This window comes from Ephemeroptericola cinctiostellae (assembly GCF_003339525.1).
Lineage (GTDB): Bacteria > Pseudomonadota > Gammaproteobacteria > Burkholderiales > Burkholderiaceae > Hydromonas > Hydromonas cinctiostellae.
In genome coordinates, this window is the sequence record NZ_CP031124.1 from 86007 (window position 1) to 110729 (window position 24723).

General features: G+C 48.2%; 24 protein-coding genes. 4 read left to right on the forward strand and 20 right to left on the reverse strand.

What is annotated here, in order from left to right; genetic code table 11:
• Nucleotides 1–161: 161 nt before the first annotated feature.
• From glmS to ubiE, 7 genes are all read right to left on the reverse strand, one after another.
• Nucleotides 162–2015 carry a glutamine--fructose-6-phosphate transaminase (isomerizing) gene (gene glmS / locus DTO96_RS00470; protein WP_114561698.1) on the reverse strand — a complete coding sequence of 618 codons (1854 nt, stop codon included), beginning with the start codon at nucleotides 2013–2015 and terminating at the stop codon, nucleotides 162–164.
• Nucleotides 2016–2098: 83 nt separating this feature from the next.
• The gene (locus tag DTO96_RS00475) at nucleotides 2099–3868 is read right to left on the reverse strand and encodes an ATP-binding response regulator (protein WP_114561699.1); all 1770 of its coding nucleotides are present in this window, start codon (nucleotides 3866–3868) and stop codon (nucleotides 2099–2101) included.
• A gap of 27 nt (nucleotides 3869–3895) precedes the next feature.
• Nucleotides 3896–4582, reverse strand: coding sequence for a response regulator (locus tag DTO96_RS00480; RefSeq protein ID WP_192879003.1), 687 nt, complete (start codon nucleotides 4580–4582; stop codon nucleotides 3896–3898).
• A 163-nt stretch (nucleotides 4583–4745) separates the two neighbouring features.
• The gene (glmU, locus tag DTO96_RS00485; RefSeq protein ID WP_114563852.1) at nucleotides 4746–6098 is read right to left on the reverse strand and encodes a bifunctional UDP-N-acetylglucosamine diphosphorylase/glucosamine-1-phosphate N-acetyltransferase GlmU; all 1353 of its coding nucleotides are present in this window, start codon (nucleotides 6096–6098) and stop codon (nucleotides 4746–4748) included.
• 248 nt (nucleotides 6099–6346) lie between these two features.
• The gene (gene ubiB, locus DTO96_RS00490) at nucleotides 6347–7930 is read right to left on the reverse strand and encodes a ubiquinone biosynthesis regulatory protein kinase UbiB (protein WP_114561701.1); all 1584 of its coding nucleotides are present in this window, start codon (nucleotides 7928–7930) and stop codon (nucleotides 6347–6349) included.
• Nucleotides 7927–8568 carry a ubiquinone biosynthesis accessory factor UbiJ gene (locus tag DTO96_RS00495; protein ID WP_114561702.1) on the reverse strand — a complete coding sequence of 214 codons (642 nt, stop codon included), beginning with the start codon at nucleotides 8566–8568 and terminating at the stop codon, nucleotides 7927–7929. The genes ubiB and DTO96_RS00495 overlap by 4 nt, the downstream gene beginning before the upstream one ends.
• 131 nt (nucleotides 8569–8699) lie before the next feature.
• Complete coding sequence (gene ubiE, locus DTO96_RS00500; protein ID WP_114561703.1) at nucleotides 8700–9473, reverse strand: bifunctional demethylmenaquinone methyltransferase/2-methoxy-6-polyprenyl-1,4-benzoquinol methylase UbiE; 774 nt, start codon at nucleotides 9471–9473, stop codon at nucleotides 8700–8702.
• Nucleotides 9474–9551: 78 nt separating this feature from the next.
• On the opposite strand from ubiE, the gene purU reads away from it, so the two are divergent.
• The gene (gene purU / locus DTO96_RS00505) at nucleotides 9552–10418 is read left to right on the forward strand and encodes a formyltetrahydrofolate deformylase (RefSeq protein ID WP_114561704.1); all 867 of its coding nucleotides are present in this window, start codon (nucleotides 9552–9554) and stop codon (nucleotides 10416–10418) included.
• Between the two features lie 23 nt (nucleotides 10419–10441).
• Here purU and DTO96_RS00510 read toward each other — a convergent pair whose 3' ends face one another.
• The 3 genes from DTO96_RS00510 to DTO96_RS00520 form a co-directional block, all read right to left on the reverse strand.
• Nucleotides 10442–10888: a YaiI/YqxD family protein gene (locus tag DTO96_RS00510; RefSeq protein WP_114561705.1), complete on the reverse strand. Its 447-nt coding sequence runs from the start codon at nucleotides 10886–10888 to the stop codon at nucleotides 10442–10444.
• Between the two features lie 114 nt (nucleotides 10889–11002).
• Nucleotides 11003–11422, reverse strand: coding sequence for a cytochrome b562 (locus tag DTO96_RS00515; protein ID WP_114561706.1), 420 nt, complete (start codon nucleotides 11420–11422; stop codon nucleotides 11003–11005).
• Nucleotides 11423–11473: 51 nt separating this feature from the next.
• Nucleotides 11474–11866 carry a cytochrome b562 gene (locus DTO96_RS00520; protein ID WP_114561707.1) on the reverse strand — a complete coding sequence of 131 codons (393 nt, stop codon included), beginning with the start codon at nucleotides 11864–11866 and terminating at the stop codon, nucleotides 11474–11476.
• 99 nt (nucleotides 11867–11965) lie between these two features.
• Here DTO96_RS00520 and DTO96_RS00525 point away from each other — a divergent pair, with 99 nt between their 5' ends.
• Nucleotides 11966–12652 (forward strand): IS1595 family transposase, encoded by a 687-nt coding sequence (locus DTO96_RS00525; RefSeq protein WP_114561708.1) that lies wholly within the window; start codon nucleotides 11966–11968, stop codon nucleotides 12650–12652.
• A gap of 370 nt (nucleotides 12653–13022) precedes the next feature.
• A complete protein-coding gene (locus DTO96_RS00530; RefSeq protein WP_157964285.1) occupies nucleotides 13023–13763 on the forward strand; it encodes a hypothetical protein in 741 nt (246 codons plus the stop codon).
• 40 nt (nucleotides 13764–13803) lie between these two features.
• Here the strand turns inward: DTO96_RS00530 and DTO96_RS00535 are convergent, their stop codons facing one another.
• The 3 genes from DTO96_RS00535 to DTO96_RS00545 form a co-directional block, all read right to left on the reverse strand.
• The gene (locus tag DTO96_RS00535) at nucleotides 13804–14214 is read right to left on the reverse strand and encodes a DUF1398 domain-containing protein (RefSeq protein ID WP_114561710.1); all 411 of its coding nucleotides are present in this window, start codon (nucleotides 14212–14214) and stop codon (nucleotides 13804–13806) included.
• A 234-nt stretch (nucleotides 14215–14448) separates the two neighbouring features.
• Complete coding sequence (locus tag DTO96_RS00540; RefSeq protein ID WP_114561711.1) at nucleotides 14449–15321, reverse strand: pirin family protein; 873 nt, start codon at nucleotides 15319–15321, stop codon at nucleotides 14449–14451.
• A 14-nt stretch (nucleotides 15322–15335) separates the two neighbouring features.
• Entirely contained in the window at nucleotides 15336–15578 is a 243-nt protein-coding gene (locus tag DTO96_RS00545) for a DUF896 domain-containing protein (protein WP_114561712.1), read from the reverse strand.
• A gap of 104 nt (nucleotides 15579–15682) precedes the next feature.
• Between DTO96_RS00545 and DTO96_RS00550 the strand changes: the two genes are divergently transcribed.
• Nucleotides 15683–16051, forward strand: coding sequence for a winged helix-turn-helix transcriptional regulator (locus tag DTO96_RS00550; RefSeq protein WP_114561713.1), 369 nt, complete (start codon nucleotides 15683–15685; stop codon nucleotides 16049–16051).
• 257 nt (nucleotides 16052–16308) lie between these two features.
• On the opposite strand, the gene DTO96_RS00555 is transcribed toward DTO96_RS00550, so the two are convergent.
• The 7 genes from DTO96_RS00555 to aceF all read right to left on the reverse strand — a co-directional run bounded on the left by DTO96_RS00555 (nucleotide 16309) and on the right by aceF (nucleotide 24711).
• On the reverse strand, nucleotides 16309–17808 hold the full coding sequence (locus tag DTO96_RS00555) for an alpha/beta hydrolase-fold protein (RefSeq protein ID WP_114561714.1): 1500 nt from the start codon (nucleotides 17806–17808) through the stop codon (nucleotides 16309–16311).
• Nucleotides 17805–18542: a COG4705 family protein gene (locus DTO96_RS00560; RefSeq protein ID WP_114561715.1), complete on the reverse strand. Its 738-nt coding sequence runs from the start codon at nucleotides 18540–18542 to the stop codon at nucleotides 17805–17807. The genes DTO96_RS00555 and DTO96_RS00560 overlap by 4 nt, the downstream gene beginning before the upstream one ends.
• A gap of 489 nt (nucleotides 18543–19031) precedes the next feature.
• Nucleotides 19032–19964: a hypothetical protein gene (locus DTO96_RS00565; RefSeq protein ID WP_114561716.1), complete on the reverse strand. Its 933-nt coding sequence runs from the start codon at nucleotides 19962–19964 to the stop codon at nucleotides 19032–19034.
• Between the two features lie 92 nt (nucleotides 19965–20056).
• Complete coding sequence (lpdA, locus tag DTO96_RS00570; protein WP_114561717.1) at nucleotides 20057–21865, reverse strand: dihydrolipoyl dehydrogenase; 1809 nt, start codon at nucleotides 21863–21865, stop codon at nucleotides 20057–20059.
• 160 nt (nucleotides 21866–22025) lie between these two features.
• Nucleotides 22026–22379: a GFA family protein gene (locus DTO96_RS00575; protein WP_114561718.1), complete on the reverse strand. Its 354-nt coding sequence runs from the start codon at nucleotides 22377–22379 to the stop codon at nucleotides 22026–22028.
• Nucleotides 22380–22393: 14 nt separating this feature from the next.
• On the reverse strand, nucleotides 22394–22972 hold the full coding sequence (locus DTO96_RS00580) for a glutathione S-transferase family protein (protein ID WP_114561719.1): 579 nt from the start codon (nucleotides 22970–22972) through the stop codon (nucleotides 22394–22396).
• Nucleotides 22973–23067: 95 nt separating this feature from the next.
• Nucleotides 23068–24711: a dihydrolipoyllysine-residue acetyltransferase gene (gene aceF, locus DTO96_RS00585; RefSeq protein WP_114561720.1), complete on the reverse strand. Its 1644-nt coding sequence runs from the start codon at nucleotides 24709–24711 to the stop codon at nucleotides 23068–23070.
• Nucleotides 24712–24723: the final 12 nt, after the last annotated feature.

Below are 24723 nucleotides of genomic sequence, written 5' to 3' on the forward strand. Positions count from 1 at the left end.
CTGGTATTGACATAAATGTGACCAAAGGAAAACTCACATTGTCCTTTACTGCTCACGCGTTGCCAGCCCCTACAACACAACGCGGCTGCTCATATTCGCAAGCATCACGCCCCATTAGAGAAAAAGACCAGCGGAGCTGGTCTTTTCGGAACTGTTTTTCTTTACTCAACAGTCACAGATTTTGCCAAGTTTCGCGGCTTATCCACATCGGTACCGCGTGCAACAGCAGTATGATAAGACAGCAACTGCAAAGGCAAGGTGTGCAAGATGGGTGACAGCATGCCCGCATGATCGGGTAAATTAATCACATGCACGCCCTCAGCAGGCTCAATGAATGTATCCCGATCCGCAAAAATATACAGCTCGCCCGAACGTGCGCGAACTTCCTGTAAATTTGATTTTAATTTCTCAATTAAAACATCGTTGGGTGCAATGGCAATCACGGGCATGCGCTCATCCACCAAGGCCAATGGACCATGCTTCAACTCACCTGCGGCATAACTTTCAGCATGAATGTAGGTGATCTCTTTCAGTTTCAACGCACCTTCCATGGCAATCGGCCAATGAATACCGCGGCCCAAGAACAATGCATGCTCTTTATCAACAAACGCTTTTGCCCACTCCACAATCTGAGGCTCAAGCAACAAAACTTGTGCCATCGCCACGGGCAAATGACGCAATTGTTGCAGGTAGTCATTTTCTTGAGAGACAGACAAGCGTGATTTAACTTTAGCCAACACCAAAGTCAGCACGAACAAAGCGCACAATTGCGTTGTAAACGCTTTGGTTGAGGCCACACCAATCTCAGGGCCTGCACGCGTCAAAAAGCGCAACTGGCTTTGACGAATCAATGCAGATTCGGGTACGTTACAAATGGATAAAGTGGTTGCGCCCAAACCATTGTGCAGTGATTTGGCATGTTGTAAAGCGGCAATGGTGTCCGCGGTTTCGCCCGACTGTGACAAAGTGATGATGAGTGTATTCGCCATCGGCACACTGGTGCGATAACGGTATTCCGATGCGATTTCAACATTCACAGGGATCTGTGCAATCTCTTCAATCCAATAGCGTGCCACCATTGCGGCGTGGTAACTTGTGCCACAAGCGAGGATCAAGATATTTTGGGTGCTTTGAAAAACCTCGTCGGCTTGAGCGCCAAACAACAGCGGACTAATGGATTGTGCACCACTGACCATTTCCAGCGTATTGGCAACCACTTCAGGCTGCTCAAATGTTTCTTTTTGCATGTAATGCGAGAACAAGCCCAAACTCACTGCATCTGCTGACAATTCACTGACATGCACATCGCGCTCAACAAAATCGCCCGCGATCGAACGGATGCGGTATGAATCCAAAGCGATCTCGACCACATCACCCTCTTCAAGATAAATCACTTTGCGTGTTTCCGACAGCAAGGCCGAAGTGTCTGATGCCAAATAATTGCCCCGCTCACCCACGCCAATCAATAAAGGTGCGCCATGGCGTGCCCCAATGATATGATGGGGCTCATCTGCACGCATGACGGCAATCGCATACAAGCCTTTGAGTCGCTTGGTCGTTTGGTAAACGGCCTCATATAAATCTAAGCCTTGAACGCAATGCTGATGAATCAAATGGGTCATGACTTCGGTGTCGGTGTCTGATGTAAACACATAACCTGCCACAGCCAACTCCGTGCGGATCTCATCATGATTTTCAATGATGCCATTGTGCACCAAGCACAAGCTGACGCCCTGACTGTTGCTGACCATCGGATGCGCATTGCGCAATGCTGGTGCACCATGTGTGGCCCAACGCGTGTGCGCAATGCCCACCATTGCCTCAATGTGTTTTTCATTGATTTGTGCTTCAAGCTGAGCCACTCGCTCAAGAGAACGCTCAGCCACAACGCGGCCATCCGCAGAGAGATAACCAATCCCTGTCGAGTCATAACCACGGTACTCCAGTTTTTTGAGGCCATCAATCAACAAAGGGACGATATTACGGCTACCAACGGCAGCGACGATTCCGCACATGAGTCTTATCCTTATTTATATGTATTAACAATAATTCACATTATACATTGCTGAATGTTATCGCGTAAAAATTATGCCAAGTTTTAAATGTCAATGGATTCACCAGACTGGCTCAACATGGTGTTCAAATAAGCACGAAAACGGACAGGGCGCAATGGTTTATACCACACGCTGACACCCGACGTTTGAGCTTCTGCAGCCAATTCGGTGCGCGTATCCCCTGTCATCAACAAGCGGCGAGGGGCGTGTTTTTGCATTTTAAGCACCGCATTCAAAATATCCATGCCGGTCTCTTCAGCAATGCCCAAATGATAGTCTGAAATGATTAGATCAAATTCACCATCATCAGCAATCACCTCCGCCAACATATCAGACGACAGCACGATGGACACGTCCATGCCCCAACTGGTCAATAATTCATCTAAGCTTTCCAAGGCCAGCTCATCATCATCAACAACAGCCACCCGTTTGCCCGTCAGCACATCTTGTAGGGGAACGGCATTTTTAATGCTTTCATCTTGTGCCAAAACCCGAGGTACCACCAAACCAAAGCTACTGCCTTGATCCGGAATTGACTGCACCAACAGCTTCGCCCCCAGTAAGCGAGCCATGCGCTCGGAAATAGCCAAACCCAGCCCAACCCCACCTTTGACGCGTTGCTCTGCCACTTCAAGACGTTGGTACTCTTGAAAAATTTGCTTTGCTTTTTCAGAAGGCACACCAGAGCCTGTGTCATACACCAAGACCTTGGCAGCTTGATGGCTGTCATGGCGCACCCCCACCAGAACGCCCCCTTTATCGGTGTATCGCAACGCATTACTGACAAAATTACTTAAAATACTGTACAACATGCCTTCATCCGACAACACCCAAACATTGGATGAGTGAATCGTAAAGCTCAAGTTTTTTTGCTGTGCCACATCGGAATATTCAACAGACAAACGCATAAACAAACGTTGGATGGGAAATCTGGTGAATTGCGGTTTCACAACACCTGCATCGAGTCGCGACAAATTGAGCATTGCATTGAATGACAAACTCAAAGAATCAATGGCCTGTTCCATTTTTTGTAAAGTCAGTCCAACGGCAGGTTCGTTGTTTTTTCGCTGGGCATCGTTCGCCAACAAAGCCAAAGCGTGTAAAGGCTGGCGCAAGTCATGGCTGGCCGCTGACAAATAACGAGACTGTGAAAAGTTAGCCTGCTCTAGCGCCTCATTTTTATGCTGCAAGGCTTCAATCAGACCACTATTCTCGTCCTTGACATACAACGCAATATTGACCTGTTCGTTCAACGTTCGTAAAAAAAACACCTGCGCCAACGCAGCCAATAACAACTGAACAGCCAAAAAACGGTATTCATCGCCCGGCTCCAGCAAATACAGGAAAACGATATGAGCCACACCCACTAAAAAAGCAATGATGTACAGGCGCATAAAACGCCCGACCAAAATCACCCCAATACTGCCCACCATGCTGATTAAAACCGTGTACTGCTGCATTAAGGCAATGTTTGGATGCCGCATCACGGCAGTCGTATAGCAAGTCCACCATGCAATGACTAAAGCATACCCAATCACAAGTCGGCGCACCCCAACTTCACGCTCCTTCGTAAACAGAAGTGCGCCTTTTGGAATCATCAGGTAAATGAGGCACGCCCCGACCAGCCAAGCAAACCCCAACGCCAAATGCTGCCATAAAGGCAGCACATTAATAAAGATGAGGGTACAAATGAGATAGCCAAGTATATTGGCCAAAGCAAACAAAGGGATATGACGCAGAAGCAGGCGCACGTTTTGTTCATACAAAGCGTGATCCTGCTCACTTAAAAATACATTCCAGAAACGAGCTGCCATGCTGCTGCGCAAATGCCTTATCGACTTTTAACTGTTTGACACGGGACGATACTGACCCAAAATTTCTGGGTTCTCATGCACCAAATTGATGGCTTGTGTCCGTGAATGCACACCTAAGGCGCGCAAAATACCCACCACATGGCTCTTCACTGTACCGATCGTTGCCCCGACAGAATCACTGATTTCTTGATTCGAGCAACCTTTGGTGATCAGGTAAAGTACTTCTTGTTGACGTGGTGTCAATTGTGAACTGTCATTGTTTGCATGACGTTCTGCACGTGTGCGCTTACGCTCTGGGGTGTTCATTGCAGCAGTCAACAACTCAGGTGGAATGTAAACACCACCCGACAAGATCAAACGCACAGCCGACACCAGCACTTCAGCTTTGGCATTTTTAATGATGAAGCCTGAAATATTTTGACGGTAGGCTGCTTGAATCAACTGCGTATCTGCTTGACCCGACAAAACAGCAACGGGCACATGAGGAAACTGCGTGCGAACTTTCTCAAGCGCAACCAAACCCGTGGCATCTGGTAAGGTCAAATCCAGCAACACCAAATCCAGATCCGACTCGGCTGCGATGAGATCCATTGTTTGAGCCAAAGTTTCTGCCTCAATGAGTGTGCATTTCCCACCCAAAGCATCATCCAAAATTGGGCGCAAGCCTGCACGAACCAAGCCATGATCGTCCACGATTAAAATTTTATAGTCCATGACCATTCCTTCGTTATACTAAATAATTAAAACCACTTTATGTCATATTGATTGACAAAGCATGGCTAGCACACAATGCACACAACACACTTATTTTTTGACTAAAAACACAAAAATACCGCACCAACAACACGCCACACCAGCGAGTCCAATCAACCCGCTATCATTTTTTAACGGGCCGAACCCAAGCAGATACGGACATTTGCTTGGCACGCGATAAAGTCAACGTATGCTCTGGTGTATCTTTTGTGATGGTCGAACCCGCACCAATTGTCGCTCCCGCACCCACAGTGACGGGTGCCACCAATTGGGAGTCCGAACCGATAAAAGCGCCATCACCAATGACGGTTTGAAACTTATTAACACCATCGTAATTACACGTAATCACTCCAGCACCTACATTGACGCCATTACCAATCGTCGCATCACCGATATAGGACAAATGATTGACTTTGGAGCCAACACCCACTGTGGCTTTTTTGATTTCAACAAAATTACCGATATGGGTCTTTTCTGCCAACACTGCATCTGGGCGTAAGCGAGCATAAGGCCCTACTTTTGAAGCTTCACCCACCACCGCGCCATCAATGTGACTGAACGCAGCAATCTGAGCACCTGCCGCAATAGTTGAATTCCGAATCACACAATACGGCCCCACACGAACATCATCGCCCAATGTAACATGCCCTTCAAAGACGCAACCAACATCAATACTCACATCCATGCCGCATTTCAGTGAACCACGCACATCAATCCGAGTGGGATCAGCCAACGTGACACCAGCCTCAAGCAAACCTTTGGCCGTTTCTGAACGCCAGATCGTCTCCAATTCTGCCAGTTGAGCTTTACTGTTCACACCCAAGGTTTCCCACTCGGCAGCAGGCTGGGCTGTGTTCACAAGCACACCATCACACACCGCCATTCCAATCACATCCGTCAGATAATATTCACCCTGCACATTGTCATTGGATAACTGTGAAAGCCAAACTTTCAATTCAGCAGTGGGGGCAATTAAGACACCGGTATTCACTTCTTGGATGGATCTTTCGTCATCACTTGCATCTTTATGTTCAACGATGCGCTGTACCGCACCAGCTTCATCTCGCACAATGCGACCATAACCAGTTGGATCATTCAAATTCACAGTCAACAGCGCCATACCATTCACCGCTGCATCGACCAACTTTTGTAGCGTCGACAACTGCGTCAAAGGCACATCACCATACAACACCAACGTCGGGTACGCGTCATTCAAGTGCGAGGCCGCCAGTTGCAAGGCATGTCCCGTACCCAACTGAGGCATTTGTTCAACAAAATGGACATCAGTCGCGGAAGTTGCCGCGCGCACTTGTTCTGCGCCATGTCCAACAACCACGCATAGGTTTTTTGAACCCAAATCACGGGCAGTGCTTAGAACCCTTGCCAGCAAAGACTCCCCTGCCAGCACATGCAGCACTTTAGGCAATTTAGAACGCATCCGAGTACCCTTGCCAGCGGCAAGCACAACAATATTCAACATAAATATTCCATTACATAAATGATGTTAACGTTCTATGTCATGTGAATTTTATTGACTAAAGCAATTGAATAAATATTCAAAAAACCTCTCACACTATCGATACTTAGCCCGTAGGGGATAAGTAAAACTACGCATAAGTATGAAAAGTCTAGCATAGAAGTTAAGCATTGGCTAGCATTGTTTTTAACAAAAAAGAAAAATAAGTGTTATACAACAATATCTAGAGATAAATTGGTCATTTTGCACTAAAACCAAACAAACCACGAGAGCAAAAGCAATACAATGCACAATAAAAGTGCAAATGCCATTCGCCAACGACCGCGTGACGATGCAAGCCGTGTTTGGTTTTTTTCTAAAACAACCAGACGTTGCTCCAACACCGATGCTTTTGGCGCATCATGCAAGAGCGTTAAAAACTGTGTTGGCCCTGTCGGCAACAAACGAACCACAGACACCCATTCTTTGCGCATGCGCTTGAGCACACCTCGCGGCCCCAAGGTTTCTTTCATCCAACGCTCAAGATAGGGTTTGGCCGTATCCCACAAGTCCAACTTGGGATCCAACACCCGCCCCATGCCTTCGACATTGAGCAAAGTCTTTTGCAGCAACACCAACTGGGGCTGAACAGACACATTGTATTGACGCGACACATCAAACAGGCGCATCAACACCTGTCCCAGAGAGATTTCATCAATTGGGCGACCAAAATAAGGCTCACACGTCGTGCGCACAGCCGTGGTCAAACCCTCCAATGGTGTGTCTGCTGGCACCCAACCCGATTCAATGTGTGCAGCGGCAATCGCGCGATAATCTCGATTAAAAAATGCCAAGAAATTCACGGCCAAATAGTGCCGATCAAACTCAGACAGCGTGCCCACAATGCCGCAATCCAAAGCAATATAGCGTCCAAGACCCACGCCCTGCGTACCGATGAAAATATTACCCGGATGCATGTCCGCATGGAAAAAACCATCCCGAAACACTTGGGTAAAAAAGACCTCCACGCCATCACGTGCCAAACGCTTCACATCCACACCATGTTCCGCCAACACATCCAAGCGTGACACAGGCACACCCGTCATCCACTCCTGCACCATCACCCGTCGGGCCGAATAATCCCAACACATTTCAGGCACACTGATGATTGGATTGCCATCAAAATTATGACGCAATTGGCTGGCATTGGCCGCTTCACACTGTAAATCCAGCTCCTGCCGCAAATGCCCTTCCACTTCACCCACCACCTCCACAGGCCGCAAGCGCGCGCCATCAGGATGCAAACGCGCAAACTGTCGCGCCAAGGCGTATAAACATTGAATGTCTGTTTGGATCAAAGCATCGATATTTGGACGCAACACTTTCACCGCCACGTCACGCCCAGCCCACGAACCACTGCGCACCACCGCACGATGCACCTGCGCCACAGAGGCACTGGCAACGGGTTCATCATCAAACTGACTAAAAACAACATCAATCGAGACGCCCAACTGCGCTTCAATCTCAGCTCGAATCTCAGCCACGGCCACAGGTGTAACGCGGTCTTGTAAATGCGACAACTCATAAATGTATTCAGGTGGCAACAAATCTGGGCGCGTCGACAACACCTGCCCTACTTTAATGAAAATAGGCCCCAACGTTTGCAACGCCATGCGCAAATGAGCAGCATCTTCTGCATGATTGGACTCGCTCAAACGGTGTGGCAAAAAGCGTCGCATCAAACGCACACCAGCAGACTCATTGGGCACAAGGGCAACCATTAAATGCAAAACGCGGTGCCGTTTAAGCACACGCGCAATGTCAAGCAAACGCTTGGCGACCTTCAACTTCATTTCACCCCCTGCATGTGCTTGAGGCGTTCAATGCGTTGCGCCAAACGGTCGGCACCATAACGCAATTGTTGCGCCTCCTCAGCAAAACCATCCAACCGCACATGACGAACCAACACAGGCGTTTCGTCAAGCATCACATGCTGAGCCTGTTGCGTCAGCGCACTCAAGACCCCTTTGAAGTGATTGAATATTTTTTTTGCCCCTTGTTGTGCGTAGAAACTCGGCACATCACCCACAATTTTAGATAGGTCTTCCCAAACATCGGGACGCAACTGCTGCACCAGACGATTCACCCATTCTGCCAATTGCGCATCACCTGAAATCTGAACATGGCGCATGACACGCTGAATGTCAAAAGGCAACTGAGCAAGGCCACTGTAAACACTGGTAGACACATTAAGCTGCACTGTTGCCGGCCCCTCAGCATCGATCGCGGCCTGTAGCACATCCGTCGCATGAACCACCCAACGCAAATGCAACGTGCGCCCAAGCACGGGGACATGAAGACCAATGCTTTTACCCACGTGTGGTGCAGCACTTGGCTCCACCCATGACTCATTCGCCGCCATTGTGCGCACAGCCCGAGCGATTGCCTGTGCAATCCGAGGGGTAAGGTGTTCAGCGAGATTTAAATTCATGTTGGATCCATGTCCATCGGTTGCCTTCTCAAAGACTATTCATGGCGTTCAAACAGCTCTTAGCCATGCCTTCAAAATGAGGTGTTATTTTCAACATATTATTATTGAACACTTGAATACACTGATTGATATTAAAGTTTAACACCTTCATGCAGAGCCACAATGCCCGCACTCATATTGTGATACTTCACAAAATCAAAACCCGCATCCTTCATCATCGCTTTCAGTGTCTCTTGATCTGGATGCATGCGAATCGATTCAGCCAAATACTGATAGCTGGCTGCGTCATTGGCGATCAATTCACCCATTTTGGGCAATAAATTAAATGAATAAAAATCATAAGCCTTTTGCAACGGTGCATGGACTTTTGAAAACTCCAACACAAACACACGACCACCAGGGCGCAACACGCGCTGCATTTCTTTCAATGCTTGGTCTTTATGCGTCATGTTGCGCAAACCAAAAGCCACGGTGACCACATCAAAATAGTTGTCAGGGAAAGGCAAGTGCTCGGCGTTGGCCAATGCCACCGGTGTAATCACACCTTTGTCAATCAAGCGATCACGCCCCACTCGCAACATCGACTCATTGATGTCAGTTGCCCAGACCTGTCCAGACGCGCCGATTTTTTTAGCAAAAGCAATGGCCAAATCCGCCGTGCCGCTTGCCAAATCCAGCACTTTCATTCCAGGACGTGGTGCCACGCGATTGACCGTAAAGAGCTTCCAAACGCGGTGCAAACCAACGCTCATCACATCGTTCATGATGTCGTAGTTTTTCGCGACTGAATGAAACACCTCGGCCACTTTGGACTCTTTTTCATCTTCAGCCACGGTATTAAAACCAAAATGCGTGGTCGAACCGTTGTTCTGTGCGGCATCGTTATTCTGGACGTTTTGTGTCATGGGTTTACTCTCTTCATTTATAATACAGGCGATTGAAACCATGCCCGCGTGCGTGGTTCACATTTTAAAGGATTTTAAGTGTCATCACCCGACTACATTTTAACTTTATCATGCCCAGACCAAATGGGCATCGTACACACCGTTTCTGGTTTCTTATTTGAACGTGGTGGCAACATCATCGATTCAGCCCAATACGATGACACCGACAGCGACCGTTTCTTTATGCGCGTGCACTTTCAAGAACGTCGGCCTGATGTCACTTTGGATATTTTAAAAACAGAATTTGCCCCCATCGCCGCCCGATTCAACATGGACTGGCAATTGTTCGATGGCCGTGTTAAACCACGCTTGCTGATCATGGTTTCAAAAATTGGCCATTGTTTAAATGACTTATTGTTCCGTCATCAATCGGGCAATCTGCCCGTGGACATCGCAGCGGTGGTGTCCAATCACCCTGATTTCGAACCTTTGGCACGCTCATATGGCATTCCATTCCATCACTTTCCATTGCTGGGTGCAAGCGCTGAACAGAAAGCCGAACAAGAAGCCCAAGTGCTTCACATCGTCGAACAAGAAAAAATTGATTGCGTGATTTTGGCGCGTTACATGCAAATTTTATCCAACAACATGTGCGCCCAGCTCAATGGTCGCGCCATCAATATTCACCACTCCTTTTTACCCAGTTTTAAGGGGGCAAAACCGTATCACCAAGCCTTCAGTAAAGGGGTGAAACTCATCGGCGCAACCGCTCACTTTGTCACCGCAGACCTTGATGAGGGCCCGATCATCGAGCAAGACATCGCCCGTGCCGACCACAGCATGAGCGCCGACCACCTCACGGCCATTGGCCGCGACACCGAGTGTGTAACCCTCGCACGCGCCGTGAAATGGCATGCCGAGCATCGGGTGCTGCTGAATGGTAAAAAAACAGTGGTGTTTAAATAACACCTTCAATGACCAAATCGATATCACCTCAATTTTGCCAACCACCGATCCAGTGCGTTGGCAAAATTTTGCACATCGCGCACCGATAGCGCCGAAGGCCCACCTGTTTGCGTTCCAGAGTCGCGCAATTCTTGCATGAAATTGCGCATGGACAACAACTGCTGCACATTTTCTCGCGTGTACCATTCACCGCGCGGGTTCAAAGCCAGCGCACCTTTCTCAACGACCTGAGCCGCCAGTGGAATGTCCGCCGTGATCACCAAGTCACCTGCCACCAAGCGCAAGACAATTTCATTGTCCGCCACATCCATGCCCGAAGGCACTTGCACCGCCTTGATGAAGGGCGATGGTGGGGTCATCAACATTTGATTGGCAATCAATGTCGTTACAATCTCTGTTCGCCGTGCTGCACGAAAAATCACCTCTTTCACCGCTTTTGGACAAGCGTCCGCATCAACCCAAATTGGCATGTCGTCTTTCTATTCACTGTTATTCACCATTAAAAACGCCACAAGTATACCCTTGTGGCGTTAGATCTTGACAGAAAGCCTCAAATTAAAGACAGTAAAGACAGCCAATCCACTTCAATCGTCCTCTTCAACCTTCAAACTCTTGTGGTACATTTTCTTGGTGCTGGCAACTTGTGTGCGCAAAATTTCTTTTGCTGCGATCAAATCATTTCGAACAAGTGCCGCGTCAACGTCGGCAAGGTCTGCCTGCAACTCACGGATGCCATCTTGATACGTCCCTCGCACATCCGCAGTTCGACCGTATTGTAACGAACCCGCCACATCCGCATACTGATGCAAAACAGTCAACGCACTTTGAAATTGAGGCACATCCATGCTGCGCAAAGCTTGATTGTAGGCGTGCTGCATGTGCTTCATTGCCGGCTCAACGGCACTGTCCGCAAAAGCCCAAGCAGGCATAAGCAATGCACCCAAACCAAGGGCAACAGCCGCAATCTGAGGTCTAAAAATATTTCTAAAAACAAGCATTCCCATGACACACCCTCCTTTGTCGTAAAGTCAATCAATTGGCTTGAGTAAGGGAGATCAAGCCCCTACCGCGTTGTGGTAACGCTTTTCTGTCGCGCGAATGCGCAACAGGGCATCTTTGGCCGCCGACAAATCACCGCTGCGAATCGCTTGATTCATTTCACCGATATTTTGCTGCAACTCTTGCATGCCCTCACGATAGGTGGATGGATCGTCGCTGTATGTTTGGCTGCGTGCCGCATCTGCACCCGATTGTAGTTTTGCCGCGTATTGGGCAAACTCATCAATGCTTGAGCTGTCCATCGCGCCACGGTATGCCGCTTTCATGCTTTTCATCGCTGATTTAATTTCATTGGCGTGTACAGCTGGGCTCACGGCCATCAGGCCGAATACGGCAAAGCCAGCTGCGCTGAGGATAAAGTGTTTGATGCGGCGTGCACATGCGGTCATGTCAAGACTCCTTATGGTGATGAAAAAAGATTAAATATCATTAAACAAGGGTCTTAGGAAGCAAACGCATTAAAATATGCGCTAAGCTCTTGAGACCAAATGAAAAACAAGTACTTCAAACATTCAAAAATTAGCGAAGCGAAGTTTCGCCAAATTTTACGGTATTTTGCCCTTGATTTAACGGCAACGGAATGTGCTGCGTTAAGCGGCATATCCGTTCGTTCAATCAACACCATTTACCTCAAGATTCGTCGTCGTTTGGTGATTGTTTGTCTCCAAGGCTCACCACTCAAAGGAGAGTTGAAAGCCGACGAATCATATTTTGGTCCGCATCGTGTTCGAGGTAAACGCGGACGTGGTGCTTCAGGTAAAACCATCGTGTTTGGTTTACTCAAACGTGATGGCAATATCTACACTGAGATTATGCCTGATGCTTCCAAAGCCAGCCTGCAAGCCATTATTCGTGGGAAAGCAGACATTAACAGCGTTATCCATACCGATGGTTGGCGCGGCTATAATGGCTTGGTGGACATCGGGTTTGATAAACACTTCCGGGTGAATCATGGTGCCGATGAGTTTGTAAATGGTTCTAATCATGTGAATGGGATAGAATCATTCTGGAGCTATGCTAAACGTCGTTTGGTTCAGTTTAACGGCGTTCCGAAAAACACATTTTTACTGCATTTGAAGGAAACTGAATTTAGGTTTAACCATCGCAAAAGCGACTTGTATAAAGTGCTTCTTAACATGCTGCGAGATGAGCCGTTATTGAATTCTGCTTCCTAAGACCCTAAACAAATATGGGCAAAAAAACATGGTTTTTCTGTGCTTTAGGTTGGTATGTTCAGCCATGAAAACACAAACAAAAAACGATTGAAATTAAATGGTTAAAAAATCACCATTGAAAATGGCTTGTTTTACTCAACCTATTGAAGAAACCGTTTGATCCTGCATTGCTCTAGTTTCAAAGACCACGTTTGCATACTAAGAGATTTGACTTAACCCAACATTAACATGCACAACAACAGCAAACAAAGCGATGTAAAAATTCATGGTCATCAACAGCATCAAGTGATCAATTGATTTAAACTGCAACAAAACATACTCTTAAATATATTCTTTTATGACTATGCGCTCACTTTCACACAGGCACACCATGTCTCGATTGAATAGCCGACCTTCCCCAGCCATGCGATGCATCACATGGCTGACCTTACTGCTATCGGCCTGTGGTGCGCCTTCGAGTCACGCCAACCCAAAAAGCTTGGCCTCGTGGTGCGTCACCAATGGCCAAGTCAGTGCCAGTGCCGATGACTGGCTGTCCATCACAGCCCCCAGTGTACGCATGATCGACCCACTCAGCACTGCTCAACACGTCGACATCAAATTTCGCTACATCGCCCCCACCAGCGACATCAAACCACTCGCCTCAGGTGAGTTGCGCCGCCAAATAGGCCTCAAATTGCTTGCCGAGGATGACTGCAACTTGCTCTACGTCATGTGGCACATCCAACCAGACTCTGCCATCAGCGTTTCGATCAAACACAATACCGGCGCTAGAACCCATGCAGAATGCCATGCCGATGGTTATGAAACACTGACCCCCTATTTCAAATACGCCCTTCCCGCCATTCATTCAGGCGAGGAACATCAGCTCAGCGCACAAATTGACGACACTCAACTCTCTGTTTTTGCAGATGCACAACTGGTTTGGCGTGGCGACATTGGCGAGCACATCCAAGGCATGCGTGGCCATGTCGGCCTGCGCAGCGACAACGGTCAATTTGAAGTGAAGTTTTTAACCCCGGTTCAAAATCAAGTCGCCACCACAAGCGAGACCGCTGCAAGCGCTAGACAACAAGCGGTCAATGAAGCACTGACCTGCCTAAACCATTGACACATCACGCGCACCAACAAAGCCAATCACCGCTAAAGAATCAAAGGGCTTCATACCCCGCAGCATCAGGAATCGGCTCATTGACCATCTCATTGCCTGCCATGTCCACGTAAATACACGCCAAGTTCACCGCATCCGTGCGCCAATAGCGTACACCCGCATCCGCGGCTTGCTGACAAAACGTCATAAAATCAGTTTGACCTTGCTGATGAATGGCGATGGTATGGCGCAAAGCCTCGGCCTTCGGTTCGGCTGCAATGGTTTTACTGGCATATTTTGCAGGTGCAGCAATCATTTCACCACTGCGGGCAACGTATTCAGAATGCCCATCCGTCACAAAAAAATCATAGTACGCCAAACCCAAGCCTTTAATTTCCTGTACATATCTTGGAAAATCTTGGCCTGTTTTAACTTTGGCATGGGCGGCGGCAAGCTGTTCGAGGGTAAACATGGGGATCCTTTGTGTATGATGGGTCTGAGATAGGAACGATGACAAAACAACATAACAGCAAAATGATTCTAGCATTTTGGAAGTGAATGTGTCGATTGCACCACCTAAATCAAGCAACTTCACCCATACAAAAAAATGCATCCGACAGATGACTGTGCGAATGCATTCAACAACTGATGACCCATCAAAAAACCAAACAACCACCTTTTTTACCCTCAAGGTTTAAAATCATTTTCAAACAATTTGACCAAATCGTCCTTGATTAAAATCGGTAATGGCCTGTTGAATTTCCGCCTCGGTGTTCATGACAAAAGGCCCATAACCCACCACAGGCTCATCAATCGGCACACCCGACAGCAGCAAAATCTTCACAGCGGCATCACCCGTCGCTTGCAACTGAACATCCCCCCCCATCATGTCAAAGCCGATCAATTGCCCTTGTTTCGCTTCATCACCGCCATTCAACAGCACCTCTCCGCGTAACACCACCATCAACAGGTTATGCCCTTCAGGCACGGTCAAGGTCGTCGATGCAGAAGGATTCAACAGCACATCCCACACATTCATTTCAGTGAAGGTCTGTGCAGCCCCAATCACACCATTGAACTCACCCGCAATCACACGCACAAAACCTGCACCGTCATTCAAAGGAACCACCTGAATGTCTTGACCCAATAATTCTTGATAACGCGGCCTGGTGTTTTTGTCCTTCTTCGGCAAATTTACCCACAACTGCACCATTTCAAACTCACCACCCGTGCGACCAAAAGCCTCCGAATGAAACTCCTCATGAATGATGCCACGGCCCGCCGTCATCCACTGCACATCACCGGCACCAATCACACCGCCACCACCCGACGAGTCACGGTGCGCCACCTCACCTGCATACGCGATGGTCACCGTTTCAAAACCTTTATGCGGATGCTGACCCACACCACGCGGCCGCCCAGCGTTCGGCTCAAACACACGAGGCGCACCATAATCCAACATCAAAAATGGATCCGTTTGCTTGTCCTCACCCATGTGTGAAAACAAAGGTTGCACCAAAAACCCATTGCCCACCCAATGACTCGATGTGGCATTGTAAATTTGACGTACTTTTCTCATTGCATACCCCCCTATTAAAAACCCACTTGTGGCATCAACCCAGACTGCTGAGCCTCACGTAATTTTTGAGGTGTCACATCATTGCCCTCAAGATCAATCACGGTCATCACCCCCAACACATTGCCCACCTGCCCCGTCACCGCCTGCATATAACGCCGACGCAGAACCTCACGTTCAGCCAACTCCACTGGGCTCAAAGCGCGCAGCTTAGCCAGCCGCGCCAAAGCATTGATTCGATCCAACTCTGGAATGCGCATAATAAAATTTCCTTTTCTGTTCAATCACTTATGAATGTGATGTATTATACAATCAAAGGGTATTTTTAATAAGTACGTACATTTTTTATACTGTTGTGAACACCATGAAACCAACCAACGCCATCCAAGCACAGCCCACCATTTTTTGCCCCGTCAACACCACCTTGGACATCATCGGCGGCAAATGGAAAGCCTTGATCATTTACCACTTGATCAATGGCACGCAACGCTTCAACAGCCTGCAACGCAGCATGGCGGGCATCACTCAACGCATGCTCACACTGCAACTGCGCGAGCTTGAGGCCGATGGCTTGATTCACCGTGAAGTCTACCCCGTCATCCCACCCAAGGTCGAATACTCACTGACCGCGTTTGGCCGCACCTTACTTCCAGTAATTTATGCCATGCACGCTTGGGGAGTCGCCTACCGTGAAGAATGCGAACGCATTCAAAGCACAAAAACACACGAATAAAAAAGCAAGTCAGCCACACATACACATCCGCTTATCACGCACATCGACTCGGAAGCTCAGGCCAGCGCCCCCAAGCGAACATCTGGGCATGGGGACAAACAAGCAGAATCTCCGCCATTAATGGTCCCCTTAAACATGGGTGACTTACCAATCACGGCATGATGATTGGGCTTAACATCTCGTGACAACGGCATTTAATTCACTTAACCCACATCACACATGCCGTGATGTCACACCCGTCAATCCCATCCAAAAGGTCATGGTAACCGTTTCAAGGCAGCCATCGCAGCATGGTCATGATCCATTGCGGCCAACCGATACCACCTTTTTGCTTGGTTGAGGTCTTGTTGAACACCCACGCCTTTTTCATAAAAATAACCCAAGCGCGACACAGCCAACACACGTGGGTGGATGTTTTGTGCCGCTTCTTCTGGTGTTGATGCGGCCTTTAAATACCATTTGAGGGCTTCGGCGATGCTCCGTTGAACGCCCAAGCCTTTTTCATACAACGCCCCCATTCTGGCGGCGGCAGTGATGTCACCTGCATTCGAAGCGGCTTGATAATAGGTGGCGGCCTCGGCGTAGTTGACAGCAACACCCAAGCCCTCTTCGGCCATGATGCCCAGGTAACGAGGTGCTTTCATGTCGCCCCCTTGCCATGCAGTTTGAAACAATTGAGCGGCTTTGGCATAATCTTGCGCCACCCCTGTGCCGTTGAAATAATTCAAACCATCGTTGAGCATTTGTCGAGCGGCTGATTGTTTTGGCGATTCTTTGTTTTGTTGAAACAACCAATCGCGCACATCGCTTAATAAATAAGCGTGGTCAAATGCATACATGTGTTCCGCACCGCCACTACTCTTCATATAGGATTGCGGCGCGACCGTATTGGCGGTGAATTGCACAAAATTGATGTGATTGCCTTGTTTGAGCAAGCTTTCAATGTGCTGCTCTTGCTCGGCATCAGACAGATTGGCGGCAAATTCTGTACTGCCAAAATTGACACCATCTTTTTTAAGCATGTCGCCCACTTCTTTCATGCCGCCCGACGCTTTTTCATCCCCTTTTGAGACGACGTAAAAAAATTTCATTTTTGCCAATGGTTCTAAAACCTTGATGTCCCACTGGCTGCTGACAAACAATGACGCGGCAAATAAGTCAGGATGGTTGGCATTGAGGTAAAACGAAATCATGCCGCCCATGGATTGCCCCGTGGCGTACAGTCGATTGTGATCAATGCTGTATTGCCCAACGACATGGTTCAATAATTGATACACCGTATCGACTTCTGGGCTGACTTGAAAGTCATCATTCACCGCGCTGTTCGGTCCATGTGCATTTTTTTGTCCTTTAAACGCAGGCACTAAAACAAAGCTCGGGTGCTTCGCCTGCTCCGCATCGGTGGCCCAAATAATCCCGCCATAACCTTGCTTAAGCGGCGCCATTGCACCCAAACCTGCTGTACTCGCATCGGCGATGAACATCACCAAAGGGTATTTTTTAGCAGGGTCATAATCTTTGGGCACAAACAGGCTGTAGTCCATAGATAAACCCGTCGCAGGATCAGTGAAAGTCAGGGTTTGAAACTTAGGTGCAACTTGTTCACGCAGCAATAACAATTGTGAGTCAAACGACTTGTCCGCACCTCCGTAAACGTTGCCCCACACCGTTTTTTGCGGGCTGTTGTTATTTGGGGTTGATGTGCAAGCCGCCAAGACAATGCTTGCAGCGATACTGACGTTGATTAAGTGTTTCATTTTTCCCTTTGTGTCATTGAATTTAAGGCTGTGTCAGGTTGGATGCGATAGCAAAAAGCAGTCCATAAAACAAACACCAAACCCGTGATTGCCGTGCCCAAGGGCAAACCAAAAACCTCATGTGAGAGAAAATCCCCCGCACCCGTGCCTGATGAACGAATGAGCGCAACAATACCCCAATAGTAAAAAGGTTGAAGCAACAAATCGCATTTATAGCCCAAAAACAGCATCAAACAAAATCCTGCACCATACACAGCGGTGGTGCCCAATGTACCAAATCCCAAAACAAAAGAACTGCAATCGCCAATCAGCGTGCCTAAAGTGCCCGCTAAAATCATGCACACCCAGTAAAACGCATCCACATTGATGATGTTGTCCTGCACGGGTTTGTTGCGATTGGCGGCCTGATAACGAATGGTGGCAAGCAGCAGTAAAAAAGCAAGCAAGGGAATCGATACGGCAAAACTGATGTTGAAACTGTGGAAACCGTCGCCGATATTGGTTGCTGCGGCTCGAATGACAATCACCGTTGCCCAAAAGAAAGCATAACTGTGCCAACGGCTGTTTTCTTCGACAATAAAAATAAGGGCTAAAAACGCGGCCAGAAAAGGCAGTCCATTAAAATTGCCTAAATGCAGGTAATCAGAGATAAAGTCGCCCAAATCTGCACCAAAAACACTGGCCACAAATAATGATACCCAGTATTTTGTTTCTATTTTGGGTAGAAGCTTCATAAAAAATCCTTTTACTTTTATTTATTGTCTGGTGCTTCACTTTAAGTCTGTTGTGTTGCGCTCGATTGTCTCTAATGTAAAGTTTTGTAAAGACAATTGAAAAAACTGCCATGTCAGACAGTTTTTTATTTTTACAACTCACATCCAAAAACCCTCACTGAATCTCGAATCCATTACCAGTCATAGAGCAGGCAATTAAAAATCGAATTTTTAGACGAAAATCCTCAAATAAAAGGTAGTCTTTCAAAATTAATGGTGAAAACCAAAAACATCCTTCCGTTTTTTTTCGTTAAAAAAAGGAAGCAAAAGATTTGCTTCCTTTCTATAAACAACCCAATTTTAAGCAACAGTACTTTTATTGAAACTCACCATGATGCATCATGGTGAGAACTCCGCTCACAAACGAGGGATATTATGTGCAAACGTCATGGACAACATTCACCTCAACCTACTCTTCACCCAAACGACCAAGCATGTTGAACATTTGAATTAGCGGCTGTTAATATCACCATCTGGATGAACCTCAATTTTTGAGTTACTCCCCATGTGTATGTAATTGTTTTTTCCTAAAACAGTGGCCTTGCCCTTAGGCGCTATAAAAACTTCTGTTCCTGAAATACTCACAGGCGTTGGAATGTCACCAGACAAATCGGCACGAATGAGGTTGCCGTAAACATCATAGGTCAATATTTGCTCCCCCACCGCGCTGTCCTTACCCTTTAAAAAGACAATTTTTCTGCTATGCAACTTACCCGCAACAACCTCATCTGTCACTTGAACATCATTGGAAGATACATTTTGCTTGTTTGTATCTATTGTCGTTGGCAATGAATTTGAAACGTCTTGACTACATTTCTTTGCCGCTTTCACTAAAGGAAATGGCTGAGCGGTACTTAATTTTTTTAATGGATCAAAAGCCAGCTCCGAAACGGACAACTTACACGTATGTGGATAAAAATCCTGATCCATATACACCTCATAATTGTGCCCAGCCAGCGGAGTAAATTTTATTGAAGCACCTAAACAAATAAAGCGCGTATGCTCATTCAAAGTTTCTGTTTCAATTTTCAATATAAGCGGTGCATTTGCTGCCACATTATATTCTGCGTAACTCCCATTTTCGGACAGTTTTGAACTGGGCATACCGACTCTTTTGGGCTTACCCCACATTGAAAAACCGGCCCCGCCAGCGGCTGCTTGGATGCCTTTTTTATCATCTGAATTGATACAGTTTGTATTTGGAAACAGTTCCACCTTGTTTGCATTTGAAACACGGATGGCTGCTTGCCCATTCAACAAATTACCCTCTTGGTTAGCGATAATCTTCTGAGACTCCGCATCCGAAGTTTCAGCGTGTACTTCGTTTGTAAGGCTCCACAGTGAGAGCAATAAAAATGTGATTTTAAATTTCATACGCGTCATAAGTAATCTCTATGGTGAGAACTACAAGTGCATAACAAAAAGAACGCCACAAGTATACCCTTGTGGCGTTCTTTTTTACTACATCTAAAATCTTATTTCTTCTTCTGCGGCGGCAAATCCGTGCAATGCCCTTTAAACACTTCCGCCGCCATGCCGACTGATTCGCCAAGCGTTGGGTGTGGGTGGATGGTTTTACCCACGTCCACTGCGTCCGCGCCCATTTCAATCGCCAAGCAAATTTCTGAGATCAAATCGCCCGCGCCTGTGCCGACGATGCCGCCACCGATGACGCGACCGGTGTCTTGGTCAAAAATCAGCTTGGTGAAACCTTCGTCACGGCCATTGGCAATTGCGCGACCCGATGCAGCCCATGGGAATACGCCTTTGCCCACTTTAAGGCCTTGTGCTTTGGCGGCATCTTCGGTCATGCCAGCCCATGCCACTTCGGGGTCGGTGTAGGCAACCGATGGAATTTGACGCACGTCAAAGTATGATTTTTCGCCAAATGCTGCTTCTGCGGCCACGTGTGCTTCATGCACCGCTTTGTGCGCGAGCATGGGCTGTCCGACAATGTCACCAATCGCAAAGATGTGTGGCACGTTGGTGCGCATTTGTGCATCAACATTGATGAAACCACGATCGGTGACCGCAACGCCGGCTTTATCGGCATCAATCAGCAAACCATTGGGTGCACGACCGACGGCAACAAGCACGAGGTCGTAACGTTGTGGCTCGGCAGGGGCGGTGGATTTGTCGTTGGCTTTCTCGAAGGTGACGTAAATGCCATCGTCTTTCGCTTCCACGGCGACGGTTTTGGTGTTGATGTACACATTGTCAAAACGCGCTTCGTTGTATTTTTGCCAAACTTTAACGAGGTCGCGGTCTGCACCTTGCATGAGACCGTCGAGCATTTCAACCACGTCTAAACGTGCGCCGAGGCTTGAGTACACCGTACCCATTTCGAGGCCAATGATGCCGCCACCGATGATGAGCATTTTGTTTGGCACTTGGCGCAATTCCAGTGCGCCGGTGCTGTCGACGATGCGATCATCTTGTGGAATGAAAGGTAAGTTAACCACGCGCGAGCCTGCAGCGATGATGGCTTTTGCGAAACGCACCACTTTTTTCACATCGGTGGTTTCTGAGCCTGTACCTGTGGTTTCGGTCACTTCCATGTGGTTCGGGTCGATGAATTTACCGATACCGCGCACGGTGGTGACCTTGCGTGCTTTCGCCATACCAGCGAGGCCACCCGTGAGTTTTTTCACCACATTGGCTTTGTAATCACGTAATTTGTCGAGGTCAACCGTCGGTGCGGCAAAATTGATGCCGTGCGAACCCATGTGCTGCGCTTCATCCATGATGGCTGCGGTGTGCAATAAGGCTTTTGAAGGAATACAACCCACATTCAAGCACACGCCGCCGAGGGTAGCATAACGCTCAACAATCACAGTGTTCATACCCAAATCAGCGGCACGGAATGCGGCCGAATAACCACCAGGGCCCGCACCGAGAACAAGCATTTCACACTCCACATCAACAGGACCGTTGTATGAACCTGCAGGGACAACCACTGCCGAAGGTGCGGGTGCTGCGGCAGCTGGCGCGGGTGCGGCCACTGCTGCGGGCGCGCTGGCGGCGGGTGCTGCTGCGACGGCACCTGCGGCTTCGATCAATACGACCACCGTGCCTTCGCTGATTTTATCGCCCATGGCGACTTTGATTTCTTTGACCACACCTGCTGCACTCGAAGGCACGTCCATGGTGGCTTTGTCTGATTCCAGTGTGACCAACGCGTCTTCAACCGCGATGACATCACCGACTTTGACATGGATTTCAATCACAGGCACATCGCTGTAATCGCCGATGTCTGGGACTTTAACTTCTATTAATTGACTCATTTTTGTCTTCCTCTATTTTTTTGGTTACTCATCATTCGCTGCAGATAATGCCGACTACAATTCAGTGGGTGTGTGGCACACCATCTAACTCAGCACTGTGTTCACCATCAATACGTATGGCACATTTGAATGGATTTCGCTGCGCGACAATGACAGGAGCTTAATGATTGATGCCGTCGTAATGCACCACATCCACACCATCCAAGCTCAATTCTTCATCCAAACAATTCAAATTGATCGCCACCGACTCCCCTTTACCATCTGGGGGAATTCCAATCGAAAATGGTGCACAACCACAGGTTTTGCAAAAATGGTGTGCAATTTGATGCTTGTTGAACAAATACGTGCTAAAACTGCCTTCAGGCATGACCAAATGTGCAGCGGCTTTTGATGTAAACCACAACCGAACACCTTTGCGACGGCAATGTGAACAATTGCATTCCACCACTTGCTTGATGTCGGCTTCAATTGCAAACTTCAACTGACCACAATGACAACTTCCTGTGTATTTCATGGTTCACCCTATTTTTACATTGGAAATGCGGCGCGAGATGTGACGCGATTTAAATAATCATCAAACGCGGCACAGGTCGGCACCATTTTGAACAGACGCACAAAAAAGTTAAGCTGCGAACCCACATACACGTCTGCGGCAGTAAAGCGCTCGCCTGCAACATAAGCATTGCGTGACAAGTGACCCACCAATGCTTGAACCGCCCGTTCAGAATCGCCACAACCCATTTGTGCTTTTTGACGTTCATCCAACACGATGCCTGCCCCGTGAAATGCCAAACCCTGCTCCAGAGTGGCCGTGGCAAAAACCGTCCAGCGATAATAATCCGCACGTTCAGACTCAAGTGGTTTTAAATGGGCCTCAGGAAAAACATCGGCCAGATACAAACAAATTGCCGCCGCTTCAGTCACCACTTTACCGTCATGCACCAAAGTCGGTACTTTACCCATCGGGTTAAGTGCCAAAAACTCTGGGGTTTTCATCGCTGCACCGTATTCAAGTTCAACTTTTTCGTACGGCACACCCACTTCAGCAAGCATCCATTCGGCGATTTTGCCGCGCGACATGGGATTCGTATATAAAGTCAAAGACATGGCATTCCTTTAATGTGGATACTGCAATGATGCCGCGCCTGTTGCACAATCTCCTTTTTAGTGGGGATTGCGCATCAAGCCCGTAATGACAAAGCTTACATCAACACCCGACGAAAATCCGCCAAAACCGCAGCCAAATAGGCATTGAATCGCGCAGCCGCTGCACCGTCGATGACGCGATGGTCAAATGACAAGCACAATGGGCAGATCAAACGAGGGGTGAAATCTTTACCATTCCACACAGGTTTCATCGCTGACTTCATCACGCCCAAAATGGCCACTTCAGGTGCATTGATGATCGGCGTGAACGACGTGCCGCCAATGCCACCCAGTGATGAAATGGTAAAGCAACCGCCACTCATGTCGGCGGGCTTGAGTTTGCCCTCGCGGGCTTGTTTCGCCAAATCGCTCATTTCTGTTGCAATTTGCGCCACACCTTTTTTATCACAATCTTTGATAACAGGCACCATCAGACCATTTGGCGTGTCGGCTGCGAAACCAATGTGGAAGTATTTTTTGAGGATGAGGTTGTCACCATCGATCGATGCATTGAACTCTGGGAATTTTTTCAGGGCTTGCACCACCGCTTTGATGATGAATGCGAGCATTGAGAATTTGACGCCTTGTTTCTCGTACTCTTTGTTCATTTGAACGCGGAAGTTCTCGAGCTCAGTCACGTCAGCATCTTCGTTGACCGTCACATGCGGAATCATGACCCAGTTGCGCGCCAAATTCGCGCCAGAAATTTTCTTGATGCGTGACATCGGTTGTGATTCGATTTCACCAAACTTGGTGAAATCGACTTTTGGCCAAGGCAACAGATCCAAGCCAACGCCTGAACCACCTGCTGGTGCTGCCACAGCCGCCCCCGCCAAAGCCACTTGACCCGTCATGACCGACTTGATGAAACCACGCACATCGTCGGGGGTGATGCGACCTTTAATGCCAGAACCTTTAACAAGGCCAATGTCCACACCGAGTTCGCGTGCAAATTTGCGCACCGACGGCGAGGCATGGGCTGTTTTTGATGCGGCAACGGCAACAGCAGGTGCGGCCGACGCAGCAGCAACGGCTGGGGCTGGTGCTGCTGAAACAGGCGCTGGAGCGGCCGATGCGGCGGGTGCTGCTGGAGCCGACACGGGAGCAGGCGCAGACGCACTGCCCGCAGCTTCAACGATGACCACAACCGAGCCCTCAGAGATTTTATCGCCTAAAGCCACTTTGATTTCTTTCACCACACCAGCAGCACTCGATGGCACATCCATCGTGGCTTTATCTGATTCAAGCGTCACCAGCGCATCTTCAACCGCAATGGTATCGCCAACTTTAACGTGGATTTCGATGACGGGCACATCGCTGTAGTCACCAATGTCAGGGACTTTGACTTCAACGGCACCACCTGTCGCTGCTGCGGCCACAGGAGCAGCAACTGCAACAGGCGCTGCTGGTGCAGCAGCAGGGGCTGGGGCAGAAACAGGGGCAGTCTCTGCGCTCGCGCCAGCAGCTTCAACGATGACCACGACAGACCCTTCAGAAATTTTATCGCCTAATGCCACTTTAATTTCTTTGACCACACCCGCTGCGCTTGATGGCACATCCATCGTGGCTTTGTCTGATTCTAATGTCACCAATGAATCTTCAACGGCAATGGTATCGCCGACTTTAACGTGGATTTCGATGACGGGTACATCGCTGTAGTCACCAATGTCTGGGACTTTCACTTCTACTAATTGACTCATTTTGTCTTCCTC

What these genes read in the sequence shown, in the direction of transcription:
- DTO96_RS00535 (WP_114561710.1), bottom strand. Translation starts at nt 14,214, where the DNA reads ATGTTTACCCTCGAACAGCTTGCCGCCGCCCATGCCAAAGTTAAAACA.
- DTO96_RS00525 (WP_114561708.1), top strand. Translation starts at nt 11,966, where the DNA reads ATGAAAAACAAGTACTTCAAACATTCAAAAATTAGCGAAGCGAAGTTT.
- ubiB (WP_114561701.1), bottom strand. Translation starts at nt 7,930, where the DNA reads ATGAAGTTGAAGGTCGCCAAGCGTTTGCTTGACATTGCGCGTGTGCTT.
- DTO96_RS00520 (WP_114561707.1), bottom strand. Translation starts at nt 11,866, where the DNA reads ATGACCGCATGTGCACGCCGCATCAAACACTTTATCCTCAGCGCAGCT.
- DTO96_RS00550 (WP_114561713.1), top strand. Translation starts at nt 15,683, where the DNA reads ATGAAACCAACCAACGCCATCCAAGCACAGCCCACCATTTTTTGCCCC.
- DTO96_RS00515 (WP_114561706.1), bottom strand. Translation starts at nt 11,422, where the DNA reads ATGGGAATGCTTGTTTTTAGAAATATTTTTAGACCTCAGATTGCGGCT.
- DTO96_RS00540 (WP_114561711.1), bottom strand. Translation starts at nt 15,321, where the DNA reads ATGAGAAAAGTACGTCAAATTTACAATGCCACATCGAGTCATTGGGTG.
- DTO96_RS00580 (WP_114561719.1), bottom strand. Translation starts at nt 22,972, where the DNA reads ATGTCTTTGACTTTATATACGAATCCCATGTCGCGCGGCAAAATCGCC.
- DTO96_RS00565 (WP_114561716.1), bottom strand. Translation starts at nt 19,964, where the DNA reads ATGACGCGTATGAAATTTAAAATCACATTTTTATTGCTCTCACTGTGG.
- DTO96_RS00530 (WP_157964285.1), top strand. Translation starts at nt 13,023, where the DNA reads ATGTCTCGATTGAATAGCCGACCTTCCCCAGCCATGCGATGCATCACA.
- DTO96_RS00510 (WP_114561705.1), bottom strand. Translation starts at nt 10,888, where the DNA reads ATGCCAATTTGGGTTGATGCGGACGCTTGTCCAAAAGCGGTGAAAGAG.
- ubiE (WP_114561703.1), bottom strand. Translation starts at nt 9,473, where the DNA reads ATGACACAAAACGTCCAGAATAACGATGCCGCACAGAACAACGGTTCG.
- DTO96_RS00480 (WP_192879003.1), bottom strand. Translation starts at nt 4,582, where the DNA reads ATGGACTATAAAATTTTAATCGTGGACGATCATGGCTTGGTTCGTGCA.
- DTO96_RS00575 (WP_114561718.1), bottom strand. Translation starts at nt 22,379, where the DNA reads ATGAAATACACAGGAAGTTGTCATTGTGGTCAGTTGAAGTTTGCAATT.
- DTO96_RS00560 (WP_114561715.1), bottom strand. Translation starts at nt 18,542, where the DNA reads ATGAAGCTTCTACCCAAAATAGAAACAAAATACTGGGTATCATTATTT.
- DTO96_RS00545 (WP_114561712.1), bottom strand. Translation starts at nt 15,578, where the DNA reads ATGCGCATTCCAGAGTTGGATCGAATCAATGCTTTGGCGCGGCTGGCT.
- DTO96_RS00555 (WP_114561714.1), bottom strand. Translation starts at nt 17,808, where the DNA reads ATGAAACACTTAATCAACGTCAGTATCGCTGCAAGCATTGTCTTGGCG.
- lpdA (WP_114561717.1), bottom strand. Translation starts at nt 21,865, where the DNA reads ATGAGTCAATTAATAGAAGTTAAAGTCCCAGACATCGGCGATTACAGC.
- aceF (WP_114561720.1), bottom strand. Translation starts at nt 24,711, where the DNA reads ATGAGTCAATTAGTAGAAGTGAAAGTCCCAGACATTGGTGACTACAGC.
- DTO96_RS00475 (WP_114561699.1), bottom strand. Translation starts at nt 3,868, where the DNA reads ATGGCAGCTCGTTTCTGGAATGTATTTTTAAGTGAGCAGGATCACGCT.
- glmS (WP_114561698.1), bottom strand. Translation starts at nt 2,015, where the DNA reads ATGTGCGGAATCGTCGCTGCCGTTGGTAGCCGTAATATCGTCCCTTTG.
- DTO96_RS00495 (WP_114561702.1), bottom strand. Translation starts at nt 8,568, where the DNA reads ATGAATTTAAATCTCGCTGAACACCTTACCCCTCGGATTGCACAGGCA.